At 64.8% G+C, this 23,450-nt stretch carries 22 protein-coding genes; 19 read left to right on the forward strand and 3 right to left on the reverse strand.

Features of this window, described 5'->3' with window-relative positions:
• Both AS93_RS19315 and clpS read right to left on the reverse strand, forming a co-directional pair.
• Nucleotides 1-698, reverse strand: a 698-nt coding sequence (locus tag AS93_RS19315; protein ID WP_037009166.1) for a Clp protease N-terminal domain-containing protein, incomplete at its 3' end; no start/stop codon positions are given.
• Between the two features lie 25 nt (nucleotides 699-723).
• On the reverse strand, nucleotides 724-1,086 hold the full coding sequence (gene clpS / locus AS93_RS0112405; RefSeq protein WP_027590913.1) for an ATP-dependent Clp protease adapter ClpS: 363 nt from the start codon (nucleotides 1,084-1,086) through the stop codon (nucleotides 724-726).
• Nucleotides 1,087-1,299: 213 nt separating this feature from the next.
• On the opposite strand from clpS, the gene cspD reads away from it, so the two are divergent.
• On the forward strand, nucleotides 1,300-1,557 hold the full coding sequence (gene cspD / locus AS93_RS0112410; RefSeq protein ID WP_027590914.1) for a cold shock domain-containing protein CspD: 258 nt from the start codon (nucleotides 1,300-1,302) through the stop codon (nucleotides 1,555-1,557).
• A 73-nt stretch (nucleotides 1,558-1,630) separates the two neighbouring features.
• Here the strand turns inward: cspD and icd are convergent, their stop codons facing one another.
• Nucleotides 1,631-2,887, reverse strand: coding sequence for an NADP-dependent isocitrate dehydrogenase (gene icd / locus AS93_RS0112415; protein WP_027590915.1), 1,257 nt, complete (start codon nucleotides 2,885-2,887; stop codon nucleotides 1,631-1,633).
• Between the two features lie 353 nt (nucleotides 2,888-3,240).
• On the opposite strand from icd, the gene AS93_RS0112420 reads away from it, so the two are divergent.
• The 18 genes from AS93_RS0112420 (at nucleotide 3,241) to nuoJ (ending at nucleotide 23,450) form a co-directional block, all read left to right on the forward strand.
• Nucleotides 3,241-5,466, forward strand: coding sequence for an NADP-dependent isocitrate dehydrogenase (locus tag AS93_RS0112420; protein ID WP_027590916.1), 2,226 nt, complete (start codon nucleotides 3,241-3,243; stop codon nucleotides 5,464-5,466).
• Nucleotides 5,467-5,606: 140 nt separating this feature from the next.
• The gene (locus AS93_RS0112425; RefSeq protein WP_027590917.1) at nucleotides 5,607-6,044 is read left to right on the forward strand and encodes an NUDIX hydrolase; all 438 of its coding nucleotides are present in this window, start codon (nucleotides 5,607-5,609) and stop codon (nucleotides 6,042-6,044) included.
• An 11-nt stretch (nucleotides 6,045-6,055) separates the two neighbouring features.
• Complete coding sequence (gene mnmA, locus AS93_RS0112430; RefSeq protein WP_256214745.1) at nucleotides 6,056-7,165, forward strand: tRNA 2-thiouridine(34) synthase MnmA; 1,110 nt, start codon at nucleotides 6,056-6,058, stop codon at nucleotides 7,163-7,165.
• Nucleotides 7,162-7,785, forward strand: a complete 624-nt coding sequence (gene hflD, locus AS93_RS0112435; protein ID WP_027590919.1) for a high frequency lysogenization protein HflD — start codon at nucleotides 7,162-7,164, stop codon at nucleotides 7,783-7,785. The genes mnmA and hflD overlap by 4 nt, the downstream gene beginning before the upstream one ends.
• Nucleotides 7,786-7,871: 86 nt before the next feature.
• Nucleotides 7,872-9,242 carry an adenylosuccinate lyase gene (gene purB / locus AS93_RS0112440; protein ID WP_027590920.1) on the forward strand — a complete coding sequence of 457 codons (1,371 nt, stop codon included), beginning with the start codon at nucleotides 7,872-7,874 and terminating at the stop codon, nucleotides 9,240-9,242.
• An 85-nt stretch (nucleotides 9,243-9,327) separates the two neighbouring features.
• Nucleotides 9,328-10,497: a cupin domain-containing protein gene (locus tag AS93_RS0112445; protein WP_027590921.1), complete on the forward strand. Its 1,170-nt coding sequence runs from the start codon at nucleotides 9,328-9,330 to the stop codon at nucleotides 10,495-10,497.
• Complete coding sequence (locus AS93_RS0112450; protein ID WP_027590922.1) at nucleotides 10,487-10,915, forward strand: GNAT family N-acetyltransferase; 429 nt, start codon at nucleotides 10,487-10,489, stop codon at nucleotides 10,913-10,915. The genes AS93_RS0112445 and AS93_RS0112450 overlap by 11 nt, the downstream gene beginning before the upstream one ends.
• A gap of 51 nt (nucleotides 10,916-10,966) precedes the next feature.
• Entirely contained in the window at nucleotides 10,967-11,716 is a 750-nt protein-coding gene (locus tag AS93_RS0112455; protein ID WP_027590923.1) for a secretin N-terminal domain-containing protein, read from the forward strand.
• A gap of 429 nt (nucleotides 11,717-12,145) precedes the next feature.
• Nucleotides 12,146-13,741, forward strand: a complete 1,596-nt coding sequence (locus AS93_RS0112460) for an isocitrate lyase (protein WP_027590924.1) — start codon at nucleotides 12,146-12,148, stop codon at nucleotides 13,739-13,741.
• Between the two features lie 153 nt (nucleotides 13,742-13,894).
• Nucleotides 13,895-14,305, forward strand: coding sequence for an NADH-quinone oxidoreductase subunit A (locus tag AS93_RS0112465; protein ID WP_027590925.1), 411 nt, complete (start codon nucleotides 13,895-13,897; stop codon nucleotides 14,303-14,305).
• 10 nt (nucleotides 14,306-14,315) lie between these two features.
• On the forward strand, nucleotides 14,316-14,990 hold the full coding sequence (locus AS93_RS0112470) for an NADH-quinone oxidoreductase subunit B (protein WP_027590926.1): 675 nt from the start codon (nucleotides 14,316-14,318) through the stop codon (nucleotides 14,988-14,990).
• Entirely contained in the window at nucleotides 14,983-16,785 is a 1,803-nt protein-coding gene (gene nuoC / locus AS93_RS0112475; RefSeq protein ID WP_155956145.1) for an NADH-quinone oxidoreductase subunit C/D, read from the forward strand. The genes AS93_RS0112470 and nuoC overlap by 8 nt, the downstream gene beginning before the upstream one ends.
• 2 nt (nucleotides 16,786-16,787) lie before the next feature.
• Complete coding sequence (gene nuoE / locus AS93_RS0112480; protein ID WP_027590928.1) at nucleotides 16,788-17,285, forward strand: NADH-quinone oxidoreductase subunit NuoE; 498 nt, start codon at nucleotides 16,788-16,790, stop codon at nucleotides 17,283-17,285.
• Nucleotides 17,282-18,622 (forward strand): NADH-quinone oxidoreductase subunit NuoF, encoded by a 1,341-nt coding sequence (gene nuoF / locus AS93_RS0112485; protein WP_027590929.1) that lies wholly within the window; start codon nucleotides 17,282-17,284, stop codon nucleotides 18,620-18,622. The genes nuoE and nuoF overlap by 4 nt, the downstream gene beginning before the upstream one ends.
• 44 nt (nucleotides 18,623-18,666) lie before the next feature.
• Complete coding sequence (gene nuoG / locus AS93_RS0112490) at nucleotides 18,667-21,369, forward strand: NADH-quinone oxidoreductase subunit NuoG (protein ID WP_027590930.1); 2,703 nt, start codon at nucleotides 18,667-18,669, stop codon at nucleotides 21,367-21,369.
• On the forward strand, nucleotides 21,366-22,358 hold the full coding sequence (gene nuoH / locus AS93_RS0112495) for an NADH-quinone oxidoreductase subunit NuoH (protein ID WP_027590931.1): 993 nt from the start codon (nucleotides 21,366-21,368) through the stop codon (nucleotides 22,356-22,358). Before nuoG ends, nuoH begins: the two co-directional genes overlap by 4 nt.
• A gap of 12 nt (nucleotides 22,359-22,370) precedes the next feature.
• Nucleotides 22,371-22,919, forward strand: coding sequence for an NADH-quinone oxidoreductase subunit NuoI (gene nuoI, locus AS93_RS0112500; RefSeq protein WP_027590932.1), 549 nt, complete (start codon nucleotides 22,371-22,373; stop codon nucleotides 22,917-22,919).
• A 30-nt stretch (nucleotides 22,920-22,949) separates the two neighbouring features.
• Complete coding sequence (gene nuoJ / locus AS93_RS0112505; RefSeq protein ID WP_027590933.1) at nucleotides 22,950-23,450, forward strand: NADH-quinone oxidoreductase subunit J; 501 nt, start codon at nucleotides 22,950-22,952, stop codon at nucleotides 23,448-23,450.

Below are 23,450 nucleotides of genomic sequence, written 5' to 3' on the forward strand. Positions count from 1 at the left end.
CGCTTGGCCAGACCTTCGGCGATCGCCGTCTTGCCGACCCCCGCCTCGCCCACCAGCAGGGGATTGTTCTTGCGACGCCGCGCCAGGATCTGCGCGACACGCTCCACCTCCGGCTCGCGGCCGACCAACGGATCGATGCGCCCCTGGCGCGCCAGCTCGTTGAGATTGGTGGCATAGGCATCCAGGGGATGACCAGCACTGCTGGACTCACCGCCCTCCTCGTCCTGCATGTCCTCGTTATCCGCGTGGTCGGCCTGGCCAGGCACACGCGAGATGCCATGGGCGATGTAGTTGACCACATCGATGCGCGCCACGGTCTGCTGCTTGAGCAGGAAGACTGCCTGGCTCTCCTGCTCGCTGAAGATCGCGACCAGCACGTTGGCACCGGTCACTTCCCGCTTGCCGGAGCTCTGCACATGGAAGACGGCGCGTTGCAGAACGCGCTGGAAGCCCAGCGTCGGCTGGGTTTCCCGCTCCTCGTCATGCGGCGGAATCAGCGGCGTGGTCGAATCGATGAACTCCCGGAGGTCATGACGCAGCTTGTCCAGGTCGGCCCCACAAGCACGCAGCACACTGGCTGCCGCCTCGTTATCCAGCAAGGCAAGCAGCAGGTGTTCGACAGTCATGAACTCGTGACGTTTGGCCCGCGCCTCTTTGAACGCCAGATTGAGGGTGACTTCGAGCTCTCGGTTCAACATGGCTTACCTCCCCACGCGGCCGGATTCAGCCGTCCTTCTCGATCTCACAGAGTAGCGGATGCTGGCATGTACGGGCGTATTCGTTGACTTGCTCGGCCTTCGTCTCGGCGATATCGCGAGTGAACAATCCGCAGACAGCCCGGCCCTCGGTGTGCACGGTCAGCATGATTCTTGTTGCCTGTTCCCGATTCAGCGCGAAGAACCGCTCCAATACCTCCACCACGAAATCCATCGGGGTGTAGTCGTCGTTATACATGACGACCTTGTACAGAGGCGGCGTCTGCAGTGCCGGCCTGGCCTCTCCGACGAGCAGGCCGGAATCGTCATCTTCATGCCAATCGGGACGGTCCTGATTGAATGTTAGTCGAATCTGCTGATCTGCTTGCATGCTCGGAAAGGGGATCAAAAAGCTGACAGGTGATGGGTTTGACCGGCGTCTCAGCCGCCCGCTCACTTCCTTGACTCTCGGGAAATCGGTGATACAAACAAAGTGTACCCCTTCGGGTAACCGGTGGTTCCATGCCACGGCCGTTTCGCCTTCACATGGAATTGAAGTCGATGATACTCCAGTGATGGAGTCCTTTGCAGAGGGAAAATCAGCATGCTCAGCGGTAAGGTCAAGTGGTTCAACAACGCCAAGGGCTACGGGTTCATCGTTGCTGACGGCCGAGATGAGGATCTGTTCGCCCACTACTCAGCAATCCAGATGGACGGATACAAGACACTCAAGGCCGGCCAGCCGGTCCACTTCGAAATACTCCAGGGTCCCAAGGGCCTGCACGCGGTGAACATACGCTCGATCGCCTCCGTCGAGGTTGCGTCCCCCGTCACCAAGACACCGCAGACACAAGGCGCCTGACGCCAGGACGGTACAAAACCAATAAAAAAGCCGACCCTTGCGGGTCGGCTTTCTTTTGCGTGCCGAAACAGTCTTACATGTGCTTGATCATGGCGTCGCCGAAGGCGGAGCAGGACAGCAGAGTCGCGCCGTCCATCAGACGCTCGAAGTCATAGGTGACCGTCTTGGCGCCGATGGCACCGTTGGTGCCCTTGATGATCAGGTCGGCGGCTTCGGTCCAACCCATGTGGCGCAGCATCATCTCGGCGGAGAGGATGATGGAGCCCGGGTTGACCTTGTCCTGACCGGCATACTTCGGCGCGGTGCCGTGGGTCGCTTCGAACATGGCCACGGTATCGGACAGGTTGGCGCCAGGCGCGATGCCAATGCCACCCACCTCGGCCGCCAGGGCGTCGGAGAGGTAGTCGCCGTTCAGGTTCAGGGTGGCGATGACATCATACTCGGCCGGACGCAGCAGAATCTGCTGCAGCATGGCGTCAGCAATGGCGTCCTTTACCACGATGGTCTTGCCGGTATTGGGGTTCTTGAACTGCATCCACGGGCCGCCATCCAGCAGCTCGGCGCCAAACTCGTCACGCGCCACCTCGTAGCCCCACTCCTTGAAGGCACCTTCGGTGAACTTCATGATGTTGCCCTTGTGAACGATGGTCACAGAGCTGCGATCGTTGTCCACGGCGTACTGCAGCGCCTTGCGCACCAGACGCTTGGTGCCTTCCTGGGAAACCGGCTTGATGCCGATGCCACAGTTTTCGGTGAAGCGGATCTTCTTGACGCCCATTTCCTCGGTGAGGAACTTGATGACCTTCTCGGCCTCGGGGCTGCCAGCCTTCCACTCGACACCGGCATAGATGTCTTCGGAGTTTTCGCGAAAGATCACCATGTCCACGTCGCCAGGCTTCTTAACCGGGCTGGGCACGCCTTCGAACCAGCGCACCGGGCGCTGGCAGACATACAGGTCCAGCTCCTGACGCAGCGCCACGTTCAGGGAACGGATGCCGCCCCCGACCGGAGTGGTCAGCGGGCCCTTGATCGACACCACATAGTCACGCACGGCTTCCAGGGTTTCCTTGGGCAGCCAGGTGTCCTGGTCGTAGACCTGGGTGGCCTTCTCACCCGCATAGACTTCCATCCAGGCGATCTTGCGCTTGCCGCCGTAGGCCTTCTCCACGGCAGCATCGACGACCTTGATCATTACCGGGCTAATGTCGACGCCAATGCCGTCACCCTCGATAAAGGGAATGATGGGGTTGTTCGGCACATTGAGGGTCATGTCGGCGTTGACGGTGATTTTGTCACCGTTCGCGGGGACCTGGATCTTTTGGTAACCCATGCTGGACTCCATTTCGTTGGATGAGTGTTTCCGCGCCAGAGCTTAGCCAATTGCCCCCCCGGTGGAAACTATACCCTCGTCGCACGCCGCCCCACCCGGAGATGTCCCGCCCGGCCGCCTTTGCCCCGCTTACAGAGAGATAGGGGCCTTGTGATATAGTTCGCCGCCGCGGGAGCATAGGGACATCCCAGTCTGACTGAAGTAACCCGCTTCATGGTCGAAAACTACCCCTTCTTGACCATCCGCAGACATCCGCCTTTCAGCCTGGATGCGCCTTGGATCGCCGCAGAGGAACTGCTGGCGCGCATCACGGCTTTCGCAACCACAGCACCCACAAGGGCTCGATTCGAAACATGTCCAATCGCTCGATCATCTATACCATTACCGACGAAGCACCCGCGCTAGCCACCTACTCCCTGCTTCCGATCATCAAGTCCTTCACCCACTCCTCCGGCATCCAGATAGAAACACGCGACATCTCCCTCGCAGGACGCATCCTCGCCACTTTCCCCGACTACCTGACCACCGAACAGCGCATCGCCGATGATCTGGCCGAGCTGGGCCAGATGGCTACCACTCCCGATGCCAATATCATCAAGCTCCCCAACATCAGCGCCTCGGTTCCGCAGCTCAAGGCCGCCATCAAGGAGCTGCAGCAGCAGGGTTATGCGCTGCCCGATTACCCCGAGGCACCGAGCAACGACACCGAGAAGGACGTCAAGGCCCGCTACGACAAGATCAAGGGTAGCGCCGTGAACCCGGTGCTGCGCGAAGGCAACTCCGACCGCCGCGCACCGCTGTCGGTCAAGAACTACGCACGCAAGAACCCGCACAAGATGGGCGCCTGGAGCGCCGACTCCAAATCCCACGTGGCTCACATGGAGGCGGGTGACTTCTACGGCAGCGAGAAAGCCGCTCTGATCGAAGCCGCTGGCAGCGTGAAGATCGAACTGGTTGCCGCCGACGGCAGCGTTCGCGTCCTGAAGGAAAAGACCAAGGTGCTGGCCGGCGAGATCATCGACGCCTCGGTGATGAGCAAGAAGGCCCTGCGCAGCTTCGTGAGCGCGCAGATCGAAGACGCCAAGAGCACCGGCGTACTGTTCTCCGTGCACCTGAAGGCCACCATGATGAAGGTCTCCGACCCGATCATGTTCGGCCAGTTCGTCGAAGCCTATTACGACGCCGTGCTGACCAAGCACGCCGACGCGCTGAAGGCGGTCGGTTTCAATGCCAACAACGGCATCGGCGACCTCTACACCCGCATCAAGACGCTGCCCGCCGAGAAGCAGGCCGAGATCGAAGCAGACATCCAGGCCGTGTACGCGTCCAGCGCCAAGCTGGCCATGGTCAACTCCGACAAGGGCATCACCAACCTGCATGTGCCGAGCGACGTGATCGTCGACGCCTCCATGCCGGCGATGATCCGCGACTCCGGCAAGATGTGGAACGCCGAAGGCAAGCTGCAGGATGCCAAGGCGGTGATTCCGGACCGCTGCTACGCCGGCGTGTACCAGGTCGTGATCGAAGACTGCAAGGCCAACGGCGCATTCGACCCGACCACCATGGGTAGTGTCCCGAACGTCGGCCTGATGGCGCAGAAGGCGGAGGAATACGGCTCCCACGACAAGACGTTCCAGATCCCGGCGGACGGCACCGTGCGCGTCACCGACCTGAACGGCAACCTGCTGCTGGAACATGCCGTGGAAGCCGGCGACATCTGGCGCATGTGCCAGGTCAAGGACGCACCGATCCAGGACTGGGTCAAGCTCGCCGTGACCCGCGCGCGCCTGAGCAACACCCCGGCGATCTTCTGGCTGGACAGCAACCGTCCGCATGACGCCCTGGTCATCGAGAAGGTCCAGCAGTACCTGAAGGACCACGACACCACCGGCCTGGACATCAGCATCCTGTCCCCGGTCGAAGCCACCCGCGTGTCCCTGAAGCGCATCCGCGAAGGCAAGGACACCATTTCGGTGACCGGCAACGTGCTGCGTGACTACCTCACCGACCTGTTCCCGATCATGGAGCTGGGCACCAGCGCCAAGATGCTGTCCATCGTTCCGCTGATGAGCGGCGGCGGCCTGTTCGAGACCGGTGCCGGCGGTTCCGCGCCCAAGCACGTCCAGCAGTTCAACGAGGAAGGCTACCTGCGCTGGGATTCGCTGGGCGAGTTCCTGGCCCTTGCCGCCTCCCTGGAGCACTTGGGCAACAGCTACGGCAACAGCAAGGCGCTGGTACTGGCCAAGACCCTGGACCAGGCCACCGGCCAGCTGCTGGACAACAATAAGTCCCCGGCTCGCAAGGTCGGCCAGATCGACAACCGCGGCAGCCACTTCTACCTGGCCCTGTACTGGGCGCAGGCCCTGGCCGAGCAGACCGAAGACCTGGAGCTGCAAGCCCAGTTCAGCGGTCTGGCCAAGCGCCTGACCGAGAACGAAGCCCGAATCGTGGCCGAGCTGAACGATGCCCAGGGCAAGCCTCAGGACATCGGCGGCTACTACCAGCCGAACTTCGAGCTGGCCAGCAAGGCCATGCGTCCCAGCGCGACCTTCAATGGCGCGTTGGCACAGCTGGCCTGAGTTCGCAGCCTTGCCGGTGAGCTGTCATCGGCAACAAAACCCCGGCCTCGTGCCGGGGTTTTGCATTTCCCGCCTCTCGCTCGCCCTGTGACGACAAGCGCGTATAATGCCGCTCCCCTGAAGAACCTCGGAATGAGCGGATGAACTGGCACGCCCACGTCACAGTCGCCACCGTCATCGAAGACAACGGCCGATTCCTGCTGGTCGAAGAGCAGCAGCGTGGCCGCCTGGTGCTCAATCAGCCCGCCGGCCATCTGGAGCCTGGCGAAAGCCTCATCGAAGCCGCCCTGCGCGAAACCCTCGAGGAAACCGGCTGGACGGTGGAGATCCAGGGGCTGGTAGGGGTCGGTCTGTACACCGCCCCCAGCAACGGCGTCACCTATTACCGCACCACGTTCTTCGGCCGGCCACTGAGTCATGATGCCCAGCGCCCGCTGGATACCGGCATCGAGCGCGCCCTGTGGCTGACGCCCGCCGAAATGCAGGCCGAGGCCGAGCGCCTGCGCAGCCCGTTGGTCGCCAAGGCGGTCGAGCACTACCTGGCCGGCCACCGCTACCCCCTCTCGCTGATTTTCTGAAAGGTTTCTCCGTGAACGGCAAACGCATCATCGTCGGCATGTCCGGAGGCGTGGACTCCTCCGTTTCCGCCCTGCTCCTGCAGCAACAGGGTTATCAGGTCGAAGGCCTGTTCATGAAGAACTGGGAAGAGGACGACGGCACCGAGTACTGCACCGCCAAGGAAGACCTCGCGGACGCGCAGGCCGTCTGCGACAAGCTGGGCATCCACCTGCACACGGCCAATTTCGCCGCCGAGTACTGGGACAACGTGTTCGAACATTTCCTGGCCGAGTACAAGGCGGGGCGCACGCCGAACCCGGACATCCTGTGCAACCGGGAAATCAAGTTCAAGGCGTTCCTCGATTACGCGCTGACGCTCGGCGCCGACCTGATCGCCACCGGCCACTATGTGCGCCGCCGCGATGTCGATGGCCGCAGCGAACTGCTCAAGGGCCTGGACCCGAACAAGGACCAGAGCTACTTCCTGCACGCCGTGGGCGGCGAGCAGATCGCCCGCAGCCTGTTCCCGGTGGGCGAACTGGAAAAACCCCAAGTACGCGCCATCGCCGAACAGCACGGCCTGGCCACCGCCAGGAAGAAGGACTCCACCGGCATCTGCTTCATCGGCGAGCGTCGCTTCAGCGATTTCCTCAAGCAGTACCTGCCCGCCCAGCCCGGCGACATCGAGACCACCGACGGCGAGGTGATCGGCCGCCACCACGGCCTGATGTACCACACCATCGGCCAGCGTCAGGGGCTGGGCATCGGCGGTCTGAAGAACGCCAGCGAAGAGCCCTGGTACGTACTGGAGAAGGACCTGGCGCGTAACGTGCTGATCGTCGGCCAGGGCGAGCATCCCTGGCTGTTCTCCCGTGCCCTGCGCGCCTCGGAGATCTACTGGGTCAATCCCGTCGAGCTTGCCGAGCCGCGCCGTCTGACCGCCAAGGTGCGCTACCGCCAGCAGGATCAGGCCTGCACCCTGGAGCGCACCGAAGATGGCTATCGCGCCGTGTTCGACGCGCCGCAGCGCGCCGTCACCCCTGGCCAGTCGGTGGTGTTCTACGACGGCGAGGTCTGCCTGGGCGGCGGCGTCATCGAACTGGCCGAGCCCTGGTTCCCCCGCACCGGAGCACGCGCATGAATCGCACCCAGGAACAGCTGATCGCCCTGGGGGCCGTGTTTACCGCCGCCATCCAGGTGGACCGCCTGGCACGCACCGGACAGTGCAACGAAGCCGCCGTGGCCTGCCTGGTCGGCAGCCTGCTGGCGCGCAACCCGCAAAGCACCCTGGAGGTGTTCGGCGGCGACGACCTCAACCTGCGCGACGGCTATCGCGCGCTGGCCAGCACCCTGGAGCGTACGCCGGCCAGCCTGCCGCGCGACTCGCTGCGCTACGCGCTGACCCTGCTGGTCCTCGAGCGCCAGCTGGACAAGCGCGGCGATCTGATGGACCTGATCGGCAAGCGCCTCGGCCAGATCCAGCAGCAGGTCGAGCACTTCGGTCCGACCCATGAGAACGTCATCGCCTCCTTCGGCGCGCTGTACCAGGACACCCTGTCCACCTTCCGCCAGCGCATCCAGGTGCAGGGCGACATGCGCTACCTGCAACAGAGCGCCAATGCCGCCAAGATCCGCACCCTGCTGTTCGCCGGCGTGCGCGCCGCGCGCCTCTGGCGACAGCTGGGCGGCAGCCGCTGGCAACTGGTGTTCAGCCGCCGCAAGCTGCTCAAGGAGCTCTACCCACTGCTACGCAGCGCCTGACTTCCCACATCACGGGCGCCCTGGCTACCGATCTTTCGGGTATGCTATGCGCCCTGTTTTTTCTGCCCGATTGCCGAGATAACCCCATGCAGCTCTCCTCGCTCACCGCGGTTTCCCCCGTCGATGGCCGTTACGCCAGCAAGACAAACGCTCTGCGCCCGATCTTCAGCGAATTCGGCCTGATCAAGAACCGCGTCCTGGTGGAAGTGCGCTGGCTGCAGCGCCTGGCCCAGCACTCCGGTATTCCGGAAGTGGCCCCCTTCTCTGCCGAAGCCAATGCGCTGCTGAACAGCCTGGCCGAGAACTTCCAGCTGGAGCATGCCGAGCGCGTCAAGGAATTCGAGCGCACCACCAACCACGACGTGAAGGCCGTGGAATACCTGCTCAAGGAGCAGGCCAAGCAGCTGCCGGAGCTGGCTGCCGTCAACGAATTCATCCACTTCGCCTGCACCAGCGAGGACATCAACAACCTGTCCCACGCGCTGATGCTGCGCGAGGGCCGTGACAGCGTGCTGCTGCCGCTGATGCGCCAGACCACCGAGGCGATCCGCGAACTGGCGATTAAGTTCGCCGACGTGCCGATGCTGTCGCGCACCCACGGCCAGCCGGCATCGCCCACCACCCTGGGCAAGGAAATGGCCAACGTCGTCTATCGCCTGGAGCGCCAGATTGCCCAGGTGGCCGCCGTGCCGCTGCTCGGCAAGATCAACGGTGCCGTGGGCAACTACAACGCTCACCTGTCCGCCTATCCGGACGTGGACTGGGAAGCCAACGCCCGCGAATTCATCGAGCAGGACCTGGGCCTGGCCTGGAACCCCTATACCACCCAGATCGAGCCGCACGACTACATCGCCGAGCTGTTCGACGCCATCGCGCGCTTCAACACCATCCTCATCGATTTCGACCGCGACGTGTGGGGCTACATCTCCCTCGGCTACTTCAAGCAGAAGACCGTGGCCGGCGAGATCGGCTCGTCCACCATGCCGCACAAGGTCAACCCGATTGATTTCGAGAACTCCGAAGGTAACCTGGGCATCGCCAACGCGATCTTCCAGCACCTGGCCAGCAAGCTGCCGATCTCCCGCTGGCAGCGTGACCTGACCGACTCCACCGTTCTGCGCAACCTGGGTGTCGGCTTTGCCCACAGCATCATCGCCTACGAAGCCTCCCTCAAGGGCATCGGCAAGCTGGAGCTGAACGCCGTACGCATCGCCGAAGACCTGGACAACTGTTGGGAAGTCCTCGCCGAGCCCGTGCAGACCGTGATGCGCCGCTACGCCGTGGAAAACGCCTACGAGAAGCTCAAGGAACTGACTCGCGGCAAGGGCATCAGCCCGGACGGCCTGCAAACCTTCATCGACACCCTGGATATTCCCGCCGAGGCCAAGGCCGAGCTGCGCAAGCTGACCCCGGCCAACTACATCGGCAACGCCGTGGCCCAAGCCAAGCGCATCTGAGCCGCGCCTGTTCAAGGACGCCCGGCCGCGCCGGGCGTTTTTTATTTCCGAATCCCGCTCCGCTCGAAAGAGCAAGGTGTTAGCAATGACTTCTAATACTCCACTTCAACTTCTGGGCGGTATCAGCGTGCAGCAATTCCTGCGCGAGTACTGGCAGAAGAAGCCCCTGCTGATTCGCCAGGCGATTCCTGATTTCCAGAGCCCGATCAGCCCGGACGAGCTGGCCGGCCTGTCGCTGGAAGAAGAAGTCGAATCGCGCCTGGTGCTGGAGCACGGCGAACACCCCTGGGAGCTGCGCCGCGGCCCCTTCGCTGAAGACACCTACCAGAACCTGCCCGAGCGCGACTGGACCCTGCTGGTACAGGCCGTCGACCAGTTCGTTCCGGAGGTCGCCGAGCTGCTGGAGCACTTCCGTTTCCTGCCCAACTGGCGCATCGACGACATCATGATCAGCTACGCTGCGCCGGGCGGTGGCGTCGGGCCGCATTACGACAACTACGACGTGTTCCTGCTGCAGGGCTACGGCAAGCGCCGCTGGCGTATCGGCCAGATGTGCGACAGTGAAAGCCCACTGCTCGAACACGCCGACCTGAAAATTCTTGCCGATTTTGCCGGCACGGATGAATGGGTGCTGGAACCGGGCGACATGCTCTACCTGCCGCCACGCCTGGCCCATTTCGGCACCGCCGAAGACGAGTGCATGACCATTTCCGTAGGCTTCCGCGCCCCCAGCGCCAGCGAAGTACTGACCCATTTCACCGACTTCCTGGCCCAGTTCATCCCCGACGAAGACCGCTACAGCGATGCCGACCTGACGCAACAGGACGATCCCTACCAGATCCAGAGCGATGCACTGGTGCGCCTGAAGAAACTGCTGGCAGAACATATGGGCGATGAGCGCCTGCTGCTCACCTGGTTCGGCCAGTTCATGACCGAGCCGAAGTACCCCGAGCTGGTCGCGGGCCCTGACATCGACGAGAACGAACTGCTGAACGCCCTGGAGGACGGTGCCGTGCTGGTACGCAACCCAAGCTCGCGCCTGGCCTGGAGCGAAATAGACCTCGGCCTGTTGCTGTTCGCCAGCGGCCAGAGCCGCCTGCTGCCCGCCGAACTGCGCGATCTGCTCAAGCTGATCTGCTCCGCCGACGCCCTGCATCAGGACAATCTCGGCCAATGGCTGGGCAATGACGAAGCGCGTACCCTCCTCCTGGAGCTCGTCAAACAGGGGAGTCTGGAGCTGGCCGATGAAGAATGAGCTGAGTGTCCGCGTCGCCGACTGGCAGAAGGACAATGCCGAACTGCGCCGTATCCGCGAAGCGGTGTTCATCAACGAACAATCGGTGCCGCCGGAGCTGGAGTGGGATTCCGATGACCAGGAGGCCACCCACTTCCTGGCCTGCACAGGCGACTATCCCATTGGCACCGCCCGCCTGCTGGCCGACGGCCATATCGGCCGGGTCGCCGTGCTCAAGGACTGGCGCGGCAGCGGCATCGGCGCGATGTTGATGAAGGCGGCCATCGAGAAAGCCGAGCAGGCGGGTCTGACTCGCCAGTACCTCACCGCCCAAGTGCACGCCACTGCCTTCTACGAGCGCCTGGGCTTCCGGGTGGTCAGCGAGGAATTCCTCGAGGCGGGCATCCCCCATGTCGACATGGTCCGACACAGCAACTGAGCGGGCCCTGAAATGCGGACGGAGCACTCCGTCCGCTCAAGGAGAATCTGCATGCACCTGCGTCCAGCCGTCATAGCCCTGCTGTTGACTCTTTCCCAGCCCCTGTTTGCCGCCACGGCCCTGATACCGCTGCAGCACCGCACGGCCGAGGAGCTGCTGCCAGCCGTCCAGGCACTGCTCGACGAAGGCGAGACGCTGGCCGCCCATGATCGCCAGCTACTGGTGCGTGCCAGCCTGGAACGCATCAATGAGTTGCGGGGTGTTGTCAACCAGCTGGACGCGCCGGCTCGCCAGCTGCTGATCAGCCTGGACACCAGCCCCGACCAGCAGCCCCGTTACCGAGTGGTGACCCACCCCGCCCTGCCGGCGCAGAGTGGCGCCCCTGCCCCTCGCATCCTGACGGCCGGACAGCCCCACCGAACCCTGCAGATCCGCGCCAGCGAAGGTCGCCCCGCGTTCGTGCAACTCGAGCGCAGCGAACCCCGGCTCGGCTTCAGCGCCGACCTGGACGGCCTGCCCTACCTGCAAAGCCAGGAAACGGAAAGTGGCATCGCCCTGCAACTGGTGGCCAGACTGACCGGCGACGCGGGCGTGCAACTGGACCTGAGCGCCCGACGTACCGAGATCGACCCCGCTCTGTACGGGGCCCGAGATACCCTGCTGGGCGAAACCCACGTCACTGGTCGCCTCGGGGAATGGATCGAGATCACCGGCGAGGAGCTCACCGCCACGCACAACCGGCTGGCCACCCGCTCCGCCCAGGCGCAACCGCTGCGCATCCGCGTGGACGCTCTCGAATGATGTGCGGACAACCCTGAAAGCAAAAATGTAGTGCCGCAAAAAAAACACTACAAAACGTTTGACTCGCCTGTCGTTCCATCGCATCATGCGCCCGCTCCCGCTAACCAGGAGGCTCTTTTCGAAGAGCAGCCCGAAGCGACTCAAGCCAACCAGCCGGGTCTCTTCGTGCCGATTCAGCCTTACCGGGCGATCGACGAGGTTGCGACTGGAACGTAGTCGTCCCGAGGGACGGGGAAGCCTTGGATCCACAGCCCTTTCCTGCATATTTCCTATGCAGATCGCAGATGCTGTAGTACCTCTGCTCGCTCCCTACCTGCACGACCTCGTTTCCGTCCATCCTCCTCCAGGTTGCATGAGCCGCCCGTCGCACGACCTTGCTCAGGTCGACCGGGAGTCGGTGAAAGACCAACCCATTGTGAAGGATTGACCATGTCCGCTTATCAAAACGACATCAAGGCGATCGCCGCCCTGAAAGAGCAGTACGGCAGCAGCTGGAGCGCCATCAACCCGGAATCCGTCGCTCGCATGCGCGCCCAGAACCGCTTCAAGACCGGTCTGGAAATCGCTCAGTACACCGCTGACATCATGCGCAAGGACATGGCCGAGTACGACGCCGACTCGTCCGTATACACCCAGTCGCTGGGTTGCTGGCACGGCTTCATCGGTCAGCAGAAGCTGATCTCCATCAAGAAGCACCTGAAGACCACCAACAAGAAGTACCTGTACCTGTCCGGCTGGATGGTTGCCGCGCTGCGCTCCGAGTTCGGCCCGCTGCCCGACCAGTCCATGCATGAGAAGACTGCCGTATCCAGCCTGATCGAAGAGCTGTACACCTTCCTGCGCCAGGCTGACGCCCGTGAGCTGGACCTGCTGTTCACCGCTCTGGACGCTGCCCGCGCCGCTGGCGACAAGGCCAAGGAAGCCGAGATCCAGGCTCAGATCGACAACTTCGAAACCCACGTGGTACCGATCATCGCCGACATCGACGCCGGCTTCGGTAACCCGGAAGCCACCTACCTGCTGGCCAAGAAGATGATCGAAGCGGGTGCCTGCTGCATCCAGATCGAGAACCAGGTTTCCGACGAGAAGCAGTGTGGCCACCAGGACGGCAAGGTAACCGTCCCGCATGCCGACTTCCTCGCCAAGATCAACGCTGTTCGCTACGCGTTCCTGGAACTGGGTATCGACAACGGCGTGATCGTCGCCCGTACCGACTCCCTGGGTGCCGGCCTGACCAAGCAGATCGCCGTGACCAACGAGCCGGGCGACCTGGGCGACCTGTACAACTCCTTCCTGGATTGCGAAGAAATCTCCGCAGCCGAACTGGGCAACGGCGATGTCGTGATCAAGCGTGAAGGCAAGCTGCTGCGTCCGAAGCGTCTGCCGTCCAACCTGTTCCAGTTCCGCAAGGGCACCGGCGAAGACCGCTGCGTGCTGGACTGCATCACCAGCCTGCAGAACGGCGCCGACCTGCTGTGGATCGAAACCGAGAAGCCGCACGTTGGCCAGATCAAGGGCATGGTTGACCGCATCCGCGAAGTCATCCCGAACGCCAAGCTGGTGTACAACAACAGCCCGTCCTTCAACTGGACCCTGAACTTCCGCCAGCAGGTGTTCGACGCCATGGTCGCCGAAGGCAAGGACGTTTCCGCCTACGACCGCGCCAAGCTGATGAACGTGGAGTACGACGACAGCGAACTGGCCAAGCTGGCTGACGAGAAGATCCGTACCTTCCAGCGCGACGGTTCCGCCAACGCAGGCATCTTCCACCACCTGATCACCCTGCCGACCTACCACACCGCGGCCCTGTCCACCGACAACCTGGCCAAGGGCTACTTCGCCGACCAGGGCATGCTGGCCTACGTGAAGGGCGTGCAGCGTCAGGAAATCCGCCAGGGTATCGCCTGCGTCAAGCACCAGAACATGGCTGGTTCTGACATCGGCGACAACCACAAGGAGTACTTCGCTGGCGAAGCGGCTCTGAAGGCAAGCGGCAAGGACAACACCATGAACCAGTTCCACTAAGGAACCGGCTCACGCCCGGTCGGCCCGTCCGGCCGGTGCGACTGTCCAGACAAGGCCCCGGTAGCGATACCGGGGCCTTGTCGTTTCCGTATCCGGGTCTAGGCTAGTCACCCACCGGCGCCTTCCGCCGCACCGGCACCCGGGAGCCTGGCCATGACCGATATCGCCACCCTTTCCCACCACTGGGCCTTTGCCGTGTTCCTAGCCGGCGTCCTGGGCCTGTGCGCCTTCATGCTCGGCGTCTCCAGCCTGCTCGGCGGCAAGTCCTGGGGCCGCAGCAAGAACGAACCTTTCGAGTCCGGCATCGTTTCCACCGGCAGCGCCCGCCTGCGCCTGTCCGCCAAGTTCTATCTGGTCGCAATGCTATTCGTGATCTTCGACGTCGAGGCGCTGTTCCTCTTCGCCTGGGCGATCTCGGTACGCGAAAGCGGCTGGGCCGGCTTCATCGAAGCGACCATTTTCGTGGCAATCCTGTTGGCGGGCCTGGTTTATCTGGGGCGGATCGGCGCGCTCGACTGGTCACCCAGCCGTCGCCGCGCGCGTCAGGCGACGCACAAACAATGAGGCATGGGTGATGCGATACAACCTTGTGCGGATCGATCCGGAGGCGGCCAACCCGCGCTACCCGATCGGTGAACGCTCGACGGTAGGCGATCCGCTGGAGGATCAGGTCCACCGCAGCATCTTCCTGGGCAAGCTTGAGGAGGTGCTCAACGGCGCGGTCAACTGGGGTCGCAAGAACTCCCTGTGGCCGTACAACTTCGGGCTTTCCTGCTGTTACGTGGAAATGACCACCGCCTTCACCGCACCCCATGACATCGCCCGCTTCGGCGCCGAGGTGATTCGCGCATCGCCGCGCCAGGCCGACTTCATGGTGGTGGCGGGCACCTGCTTCATCAAGATGGCGCCCATCATCCAGCGGCTCTACGAGCAGATGCTCGAGCCGAAATGGGTGATCTCCATGGGCTCCTGCGCCAACTCCGGCGGTATGTACGACATCTACTCGGTGGTACAGGGCGTCGACAAGTTCCTGCCGGTGGATGTCTACGTGCCCGGCTGCCCGCCCCGTCCGGAGGCCTTCCTGCAGGGGCTGATGCTGCTGCAGGAGTCGATCGGCCAGGAACGCCGTCCGCTCTCCTGGGTCATCGGCGATCAGGGCGTCTATCGGGCGGAAATGCCCTCGCAGCGGGAACGACACCGTGAACGGCGCATCCAGGTCACTCAACTGCGCAGTCCCGATGATGTCTGAGCCGAAACAGTCGACGCCCCCCGGCGGAACGCTGCACATTCCGCCCTATCAGGCGGATGATCGCGGCATTGTCAGCGAGCTTCACGCTCGTTTCGGCGCCGACGCCTTCACCGAGCAACCCACCCTGACCGGCATGCCGGCGCTCTGGGTGGCACGCGAGCGGCTGATCGAGATCCTGCGCTTCCTGCGCCAGTTGCCCCGCCCCTATTCGATGCTCTATGACCTGCACGGCATGGACGAGCGCCTGCGCACACGCCGCCAGGGACTGCCCCCGGCCGATTTCAGCGTCTTCTACCACCTGATGTCGCTGGAACGGAACAGCGACCTGATGCTCAAGGTCGCGCTGCTGGAGGATGATCTGGAGCTGCCGAGCGCCACCGGCGTCTGGCCGAACGCCAACTGGTACGAACGGGAAGTCTGGGACATGTTCGGCATCCGCTTCAGCGGTCACCCGCTGCAGACCCGCATCCTCATGCCGCCGACCTGGGAAGGCCACCCGCTGCGCAAGGACTACCCGGCCCGCGCCACGGAGTTCGACCCCTACAGCCTGACCGCGGCCAAGCAGGATATGGAACAGGAGGCGCTGCGCTTCCGTCCCGAGGACTGGGGCATGCGGCGGCACGGCGCCCACGAGGATTTCATGTTCCTCAACCTGGGCCCCAACCATCCCTCGGCCCACGGCGCCTTCCGCATCATCCTGCAGCTGGACGGCGAGGAGATCGTCGATTGCGTGCCGGAGATCGGCTACCACCACCGCGGTGCCGAGAAGATGGCCGAGCGCCAGAGCTGGCACAGCTACATCCCCTACACCGACCGCATCGATTACCTGGGCGGGGTGATGAACAACCTGCCCTACGTGCTGGCCGTGGAAAAACTTGCCGGCATCCGGGTGCCCGACCGGGTGGACGTGATCCGCGTGATGCTCGCCGAGTTCTTCCGCATCCTGAACCACCTGCTGTTTCTCGGCACCTACATCCAGGACGTCGGTGCCATGACCCCGGTGTTCTTCACCTTCACCGATCGCCAGCGGGCCTATCAGGTGGTGGAGGCGATCACCGGCTTTCGCATGCACCCGGCCTGGTTCCGCATCGGCGGTGTGGCGCACGACCTGCCGCGCGGCTGGGACACCCTGGTGCGCGAGTTCCTCGCCTGGATGCCCCGGCGCCTGGACGAGTACGAGAAGGCCGCCCTGAAGAACAGCATCCTGATCGGACGTACCAGGGGAGTGGCCTCCTACACCACCCGCGACGCGCTGGACTGGGGCGTGACCGGCGCCGGCCTGCGCGCCACCGGCTGCGACTTCGACCTGCGCAAGGCCCGTCCCTACTCCGGTTACCAGCACTTCGAGTTCGAAGTGCCGCTGGCCGTCAACGGCGATGCCTACGACCGCTGCCTGGTGAAGATGGGCGAGATGCGCGAGAGCCTGAAGATCATCGAACAGTGCCTGCGCAACATGCCGGAAGGGCCCCACAAGGCCGACCATCCGCTGACCACGCCGCCGCCGAAGGAACGCACGCTGCAGCACATCGAGACGCTGATCACCCACTTCCTGCAGGTCTCCTGGGGGCCGGTGATGCCGGCCAACGAAAGCCTGCAGATGATCGAGGCGACCAAGGGCATCAACAGCTACTACCTGACCAGCGACGGCAGCACCATGAGCTACCGCACGCGCATCCGCACCCCCAGCTTCCCGCACCTGCAGCAGATTCCCTCGGTGATCAACGGCAGCATGATCTCCGATCTGATCGCCTACCTGGGCAGCATCGATTTCGTGATGGCCGACGTGGACCGCTGACCATGAGCCAGACCCTGATCCAGACCGACCGATTCACCCTGAGCGAGGCCGAACGGCAGGCCATTGAGCAGGAAAAACAGCACTTCGAGGACCCGCGGGCCGTTTCTATCGAGGCGCTGAAGATCGTGCAACAACAGCGTGGCTGGGTGCCGGACGGCGCCTGCGAGGCCATTGGCGCACTGCTGGGCATCCCTGCCAGCGACGTGGAAGGCGTGGCCACCTTCTATAGCCAGATCTTCCGCGTACCGGTGGGCCGCCACATCCTGCGCGTGTGCGACAGCATGACCTGCTTTATTGCCGGTCACGAGACGCTGCTCGTCCGCCTGCGTGACCAGCTCGGCATCGAGCCCGGGCAAACCAGCGCCGATGGCCGCTTCACGCTGCTGCCGGTGTGCTGCCTGGGCAACTGCGACAAGGCGCCCACGCTGATGATCGATGACGACACCTACGGCAACGTGAGCGCCGACGCCCTCGCCCGGCTGCTGGAGGCCTATCCATGAAACTCGCCTCTCTCGGTCCCGCCAACCGCGTACCACGTGCCGAAGACACCCATCCGCTGACCTGGCGCCTGCGCGAGGATGGCGAACCGGTGTGGCTGGACGAATACCGCCGTACCAACGGCTACCAGGCGCTGCGCAAGGCCCTCGACGAGCTGACCCCGGCTGCCACCGTGCAGGCGGTCAAGGACTCCGGCCTCAAGGGACGGGGCGGCGCAGGCTTTCCGACCGGGGTGAAATGGAGCCTGATGCCCGCCGACGACACGCGGAACATCCGCTACCTGCTGTGCAATGCGGACGAGATGGAACCCAACACCTGGAAGGACCGGCTGCTCATGGAGCAGCTGCCGCACCTGCTGGTGGAAGGCATGCTGATCAGCGCCCACGCGCTGCGAGCCGGTCGCGGCTACATCTTCCTGCGCGGCGAGTATGTCGACGCGGCGCGCATCCTCAACCGCGCCCTGGCAGAGGCCCGCGACGCCGGCCTGCTGGGCCGCAACATCCTCGGTAGCGGCTTCGATTTCGAGCTGTTCGTGCACACCGGCGCCGGCCGCTACATCTGTGGCGAGGAAACCGCGCTGATCAATTCGCTGGAAGGCCGCCGCGCCAACCCGCGCGCCAAGCCGCCCTTCCCGGCCAGCGTCGGCGCCTGGGGCCGACCGACCTGTGTCAATAACGTGGAAACCCTGTGCAACGTGCCGGCGATCATCCTGCACGGCGTGGACTGGTACCGCTCCCTGGCCCGCTCCGGCAGCGACGACATGGGCACCAAGCTGATGGGCTTCTCTGGCCGGGTCCGCACGCCCGGCCTGTGGGAACTGCCCTTCGGCATCAGCGCCCGCGAGCTGTTGGAAACCCACGCCGGCGGCATGCGCGATGGCCATAAGCTCAAGTGCTGGCAGCCCGGCGGCGCCGGCACCGGCTTCCTGTTGCCTGAACACCTGGACGCCCCGATGCATGCCGGCGGCATCGCCGCGGTCGGCACCCGCATGGGCACCGGATTGGCACTTGCCGTCGATGCGTCGGTCAGCATGGTGTCGCTGTTGCGCAACATGGAGGAGTTCTTCGCCCGCGAGTCCTGCGGCTGGTGCACGCCGTGCCGCGACGGCCTGCCGTGGAGCGTAAAGATCCTGCGCGCGCTGGAGCAGGGCCAGGGCACGCCCGAGGACCTGCACGTGCTCGGCGAACTGGTCGAGTTCCTCGGCCCGGGCAAGACGTTCTGTGCCCACGCGCCGGGCGCGGTGGAACCGCTGGGTAGTGCCCTGAAGTACTTCCGCGACGAGTTCGAAGCCGGCATCGCGCCCTCGGCACGCCCGCGCGCGCGGCACGCCGAAACCTGAGGAGAAACCGCAACCCCGCTGCGGCGGACAGGAAGGACAGCAGCATGGCCACCATTCATGTAGACGGACAGGCATACGAGGTCGACGGGGCGGACAACCTCCTGCACGCCTGCCTGTCGCTCGGCCTCGACATTCCCTACTTCTGCTGGCATCCGGCGTTGGGTAGCGTCGGCGCCTGCCGCCAGTGCGCGGTGAAGCAGTTCCGCGACGAGCACGATACCCGGGGCCGGCTGGTGATGTCCTGCATGACGCCGGCCAGCGACAACACCTGGATCTCCATCGCCGACGAGGAAGCCCGCGCGTTCCGCGCCAGCGTCGTCGAGTGGCTGATGATCAACCACCCGCACGACTGCCCGGTATGCGAGGAAGGCGGGCATTGCCATCTGCAGGACATGACGGTGATGACCGGCCACAGCCGGCGCCGCTACCGCTTCAGCAAGCGCACCCACGCAAACCAGGACCTCGGACCGTTCATCGGCCACGAGATGAACCGTTGCATCGCCTGTTACCGCTGCGTGCGCTACTACAACGACTACGCCGGCGGCACCGACCTGGGCGTATTCGGCGCCCATGACAACCTGTACTTCGGCCGCGTCGAGGACGGCCCGCTGGACAGCGAGTTCGCCGGCAACCTCACCGAGGTCTGCCCGACCGGGGTATTTACCGACCGAACCCACTCCGAGCGCTACACCCGCAAGTGGGACATGCAGTACGCACCCGGCATCTGCCACGGCTGCGCGGCCGGCTGCAACATCAGCCCCGGCGAACGCTACGGGGAAATCCGCCGCATCGAGAACCGCTACCACGGCGAGATCAACCACTACTTCCTCTGCGACCGCGGCCGCTTCGGCTACGGCTTCGTCAATCGCCCGGACCGCCCGCGCCAGCCCCGCTGCGCGGACGCCATGCTGGGCATTGATGCCGCGCTGGACAAGGCTGCCGAGCTGCTGCGCGGCAAGCGGGTGATCGGCATCGGCTCGCCGCGCGCCAGCCTGGAAAGCAACCACGCCCTGCGCGCGCTGGTCGGCGAGCGGCATTTCTGCTGCGGGGTGAACGCCGCCGAGCTGGAGGGCCTGAACCGCATTCGCGACCTGCTGCACCGGGGCCCGTTGCCGGTGGCTTCGATGCGCGACATCGAGCGTCACGACGCGGTGTTCATTCTCGGCGAGGACCTGACCCAGACCGCCGCCCGCCTGGCCCTGGCGGTGCGCCAGGCCGCCCACGGCAAGGCCGGGGAAATGGCCGCCGCGCTGCAGGTCCCGGACTGGCATCAGGCCGCCGTGCAGAACGTCGCCCAGCGGGCGCTGAATCCGCTGTTCATCGCCAGCCTGGAGCACACCCGCCTGGATGATCTGGCCGAGCACTGCCACCGGGCTGCACCGCGCGATCTGGCGCGCCTGGGCTTCGCCGTGGCACACGCCATCGATCCGCAGTCCCCGGCGGTCGAGGGGCTGGAGCCAGCAACCCGGGAAGATGCCGAGCGCATCGCCGCCGCCCTGCTGGCCGCCCGCCGGCCGCTGCTGATCGGCGGCACCTCGCTGGGCGAGCCGGCGTTGCTCGACGCCGTGGGCAACATCGCCCAGGCCCTGAAGAATCGCCGGAAGAACGCATCGCTCAGCCTGGTAGTGCCGGAAGCCAACAGCCTCGGCCTGAGCCTGCTCGGCGGCAGCCCCCTGGAGGACGCGCTGCAGGCTCTGCAGCGTGGCGAAGCACAGGCCGCGGTGGTGCTGGAGAACGATCTGTACCGGCGCACCGACGCCCAGCGCATCGAGGCCGCCCTGGAGCAGGCCACACTGGTCGTCCTCGACCATCAGGCGACCGCCACCGCTGCGCGCGCCCAGCTACTGTTGCCCGCCGCCAGCTTCGCCGAGGCCGACGGCACCCTGGTCAGCCAGGAAGGCCGCGCGCAGCGCTTCTTCCAGGTCTTCGAGCCGTATTATTACGACCCTGAGTGCCGCATTCGCGAGGGCTGGCGCTGGCTGCATGCCCTGCACTGCACCCTGCAGAGCCGCCCGGTGGACTGGACCGAGCTGGACCAGGCCACCGAGGCGTGCGCCGCCGCCCACCCGCTCTTGGCCGGCATCCGCGACGCCGCGCCCCGGGCAAGCTTTCGCATTCGCGGCCTCAAGCTGGCCCGCGAACCGCATCGCTACAGCGGCCGCACCGCCATGCGCGCCAACCTCAACGTGCACGAGCCGCGCCAGCCCCAGGATCGGGACAGCGCCTTCGCCTTCTCCATGGAAGGCTATGCCGGTAGCGCCGAACCCCGGCAGCAGATCCCCTTCGCCTGGTCCCCGGGTTGGAATTCACCGCAGGCGTGGAATCGCTTCCAGGATGAAGTCGGCGGCCACCTGCGCGCCGGCGATCCGGGCGTGCGACTGCTCGACGGCCCGCGTGGCGACCTCGCCTGGCGCTCACCGCCGCCCGCATTCGAGCCTCGGCCGGGGCTGCTGCATGTGGTGCCACTGCATCACCTGTTCGGCAGCGAGGAGCTGAGCGCCCGCGCCGCGCCGATCCAGGCGCGCATGCCCGATGCCTATGCGTTGCTGGGCCACGAGGAGGCCGCACGACGCGGCCTGCGCGACGGCATGCCGGTGACCCTGCGCATTGATGACCAGCGGCTGCGCCTCACGCTGCGCCTGAGTGACCACCTGGCCCCGGGCCTGCTCGGTCTGCCCAGTGGCTTCCCCGGCATACCGCCGCTGCGCGCCGACAGCCTGGCCATGGATCTGGAGGCCGCGCCATGAGCTGGCTGACCCCCGAAGTGGTCGACATACTCATCGCGGTCATCAAGGCGCTGGTGATCCTGCTGGCGGTGGTGATCGCCGGCGCCCTCCTGAGCTTCGTCGAGCGTCGCCTGCTGGGCTGGTGGCAGGACCGCTACGGTCCCAACCGCGTCGGCCCGTTCGGCATGTTCCAGCTGGCCGCCGACATGCTGAAGATGTTCTTCAAGGAGGACTGGACGCCGCCCTTCGCCGACCGACTGGTGTTCACCCTGGCCCCGGTGGTGGCCATGAGCGCATTGCTGATGGCCTTCGCCGTGGTGCCCATCACCCCCACCTGGGGCGTGGCGGACCTCAACATCGGCATCCTGTTCTTCTTCGCCATGGCCGGCCTGACCGTCTACGCGGTGCTGTTCGCCGGCTGGGCGAGCGACAACAAGTACGCCCTGCTCGGCGCGCTGCGCGCCTCGGCGCAGACCGTTTCCTACGAGGTGTTCCTCGGCCTGTCGCTGATGGGCGTGGTGGCGCAGACGGGTTCGTTCAACCTGCGCGACATCGTCGCGTATCAGCAGCAGCACCTGTGGTTCATCCTGCCGCAGTTCCTGGGCTTCTGTACCTTCCTCATCGCCGGCGTGGCGGTGACCCACCGGCATCCCTTCGACCAGCCGGAAGCCGAGCAGGAGCTGGCCGACGGCTACCACATCGAATACGCCGGCATGAAATGGGGCATGTTCTTCGTCGGCGAATACATCGGCATCGTCCTGATTTCGGCGTTGTTGACCACACTGTTCTTCGGCGGCTGGCACGGCCCGTTCCTCGATGCGCTGCCGTGGCTGTCGTTCGTCTGGTTCGCGCTGAAGACAGGTTTTTTCATCATGTTCTTCGTCCTGCTGCGCGCCTCGCTGCCGCGTCCACGCTATGACCAGGTGATGGCCTTCGGCTGGAAGTTCTGCCTGCCACTGACCCTGCTCAACCTGCTGGTGACCGGTGCGCTGGTGCTGGCGGCCCGCTGAGGAGAAGCAGCCATGCTCAAGTACATAGGCGAGGTGGTGCACGGCACCTTCACCCAGCTGCGCAGCCTGGTGATGATCTTCGGCCACGGCTTTCGCCCGCGCGACACCCTGCAGTACCCGGAAGAGCCGGTGTACCTGCCGCCGCGCTACCGGGGCCGCATCGTGCTGACCCGCGACCCCGACGGCGAAGAGCGCTGCGTGGCCTGCAACCTCTGCGCGGTGGCCTGTCCGGTGGCCTGCATTTCCCTGCAGAAGGCCGAGCAGGAAGACGGCCGCTGGTATCCGGAGTTCTTCCGCATCAATTTCTCGCGCTGCATCTTCTGTGGCCTGTGCGAGGAAGCCTGTCCGACCACGGCGATCCAGCTCACCCCGGATTTCGAGATGGGCGAATACCGGCGCCAGGAGCTGGTGTACGAAAAGGAGGACCTGCTGATCGCCGGCCCGGGCAAGTATCCGGACTACAACTACTACCGGGTGGCCGGCATGGCTATCGCTGGCAAGCCCAAGGGCGCCGCCCGGGACGAGGCGCCGCCGATCGATGTGAAGGGGTTGCTGCCATGACCCGCCAACCTGTTTCGCCGAGGCCCTGACATGGAATATGCCTTCTACCTCTCCGCCGGCGTGGCCGTGGTGGCCAGCTTCCGAGTGATCACTGGCAGCAATCCGGTGCACGCCCTGCTTTACCTGATCACCTCGCTGCTGGCCGTGGCCATGTGCTTCTTCAGCCTCGGCGCGCCGTTCGCCGGGGCGCTGGAAATCATCGTGTATGCCGGGGCGATCCTGGTGCTGTTCGTGTTCGTGGTGATGATGCTCAACCTCGGCCCGGAGACCGCGCGCCAGGAGCGCAGCTGGCTGACCCCGGGAGTCTGGATCGGCCCCGGGCTGCTGGCGCTGCTGTTGTTCGGCCAGTTGATGTGGGCGCTGTTCGCCGCGCCCAGCCAGGTGCCCCTCGGGCTGGAAGATGTACCGTCCAAGGCTGTCGGCATCGCGCTGTTCGGCCCCTACCTGCTGGCCGTGGAACTGGCCTCGCTATTGCTGCTGGCGGCGCTGGTGGCCGCCTACCACCTGGGACGCCACGAGGCCACGGAGTGA

The sequence above is a fragment of the Pseudomonas sp. RL genome (genome assembly GCF_000647775.1).
GTDB lineage: Bacteria > Pseudomonadota > Gammaproteobacteria > Pseudomonadales > Pseudomonadaceae > Serpens > Serpens flexibilis.

Coding starts and splice junctions, on each gene's coding strand:
- clpS (WP_027590913.1), bottom strand. CDS start 1,086: ATGCAAGCAGATCAGCAGATTCGACTAACATTCAATCAGGACCGTCCC.
- cspD (WP_027590914.1), top strand. CDS start 1,300: ATGCTCAGCGGTAAGGTCAAGTGGTTCAACAACGCCAAGGGCTACGGG.
- icd (WP_027590915.1), bottom strand. CDS start 2,887: ATGGGTTACCAAAAGATCCAGGTCCCCGCGAACGGTGACAAAATCACC.
- AS93_RS0112420 (WP_027590916.1), top strand. CDS start 3,241: ATGTCCAATCGCTCGATCATCTATACCATTACCGACGAAGCACCCGCG.
- AS93_RS0112425 (WP_027590917.1), top strand. CDS start 5,607: ATGAACTGGCACGCCCACGTCACAGTCGCCACCGTCATCGAAGACAAC.
- hflD (WP_027590919.1), top strand. CDS start 7,162: ATGAATCGCACCCAGGAACAGCTGATCGCCCTGGGGGCCGTGTTTACC.
- purB (WP_027590920.1), top strand. CDS start 7,872: ATGCAGCTCTCCTCGCTCACCGCGGTTTCCCCCGTCGATGGCCGTTAC.
- AS93_RS0112445 (WP_027590921.1), top strand. CDS start 9,328: ATGACTTCTAATACTCCACTTCAACTTCTGGGCGGTATCAGCGTGCAG.
- AS93_RS0112450 (WP_027590922.1), top strand. CDS start 10,487: ATGAAGAATGAGCTGAGTGTCCGCGTCGCCGACTGGCAGAAGGACAAT.
- AS93_RS0112455 (WP_027590923.1), top strand. CDS start 10,967: ATGCACCTGCGTCCAGCCGTCATAGCCCTGCTGTTGACTCTTTCCCAG.
- AS93_RS0112460 (WP_027590924.1), top strand. CDS start 12,146: ATGTCCGCTTATCAAAACGACATCAAGGCGATCGCCGCCCTGAAAGAG.
- AS93_RS0112465 (WP_027590925.1), top strand. CDS start 13,895: ATGACCGATATCGCCACCCTTTCCCACCACTGGGCCTTTGCCGTGTTC.
- AS93_RS0112470 (WP_027590926.1), top strand. CDS start 14,316: ATGCGATACAACCTTGTGCGGATCGATCCGGAGGCGGCCAACCCGCGC.
- nuoC (WP_155956145.1), top strand. CDS start 14,983: ATGTCTGAGCCGAAACAGTCGACGCCCCCCGGCGGAACGCTGCACATT.
- nuoE (WP_027590928.1), top strand. CDS start 16,788: ATGAGCCAGACCCTGATCCAGACCGACCGATTCACCCTGAGCGAGGCC.
- nuoF (WP_027590929.1), top strand. CDS start 17,282: ATGAAACTCGCCTCTCTCGGTCCCGCCAACCGCGTACCACGTGCCGAA.
- nuoG (WP_027590930.1), top strand. CDS start 18,667: ATGGCCACCATTCATGTAGACGGACAGGCATACGAGGTCGACGGGGCG.
- nuoH (WP_027590931.1), top strand. CDS start 21,366: ATGAGCTGGCTGACCCCCGAAGTGGTCGACATACTCATCGCGGTCATC.
- nuoI (WP_027590932.1), top strand. CDS start 22,371: ATGCTCAAGTACATAGGCGAGGTGGTGCACGGCACCTTCACCCAGCTG.
- nuoJ (WP_027590933.1), top strand. CDS start 22,950: ATGGAATATGCCTTCTACCTCTCCGCCGGCGTGGCCGTGGTGGCCAGC.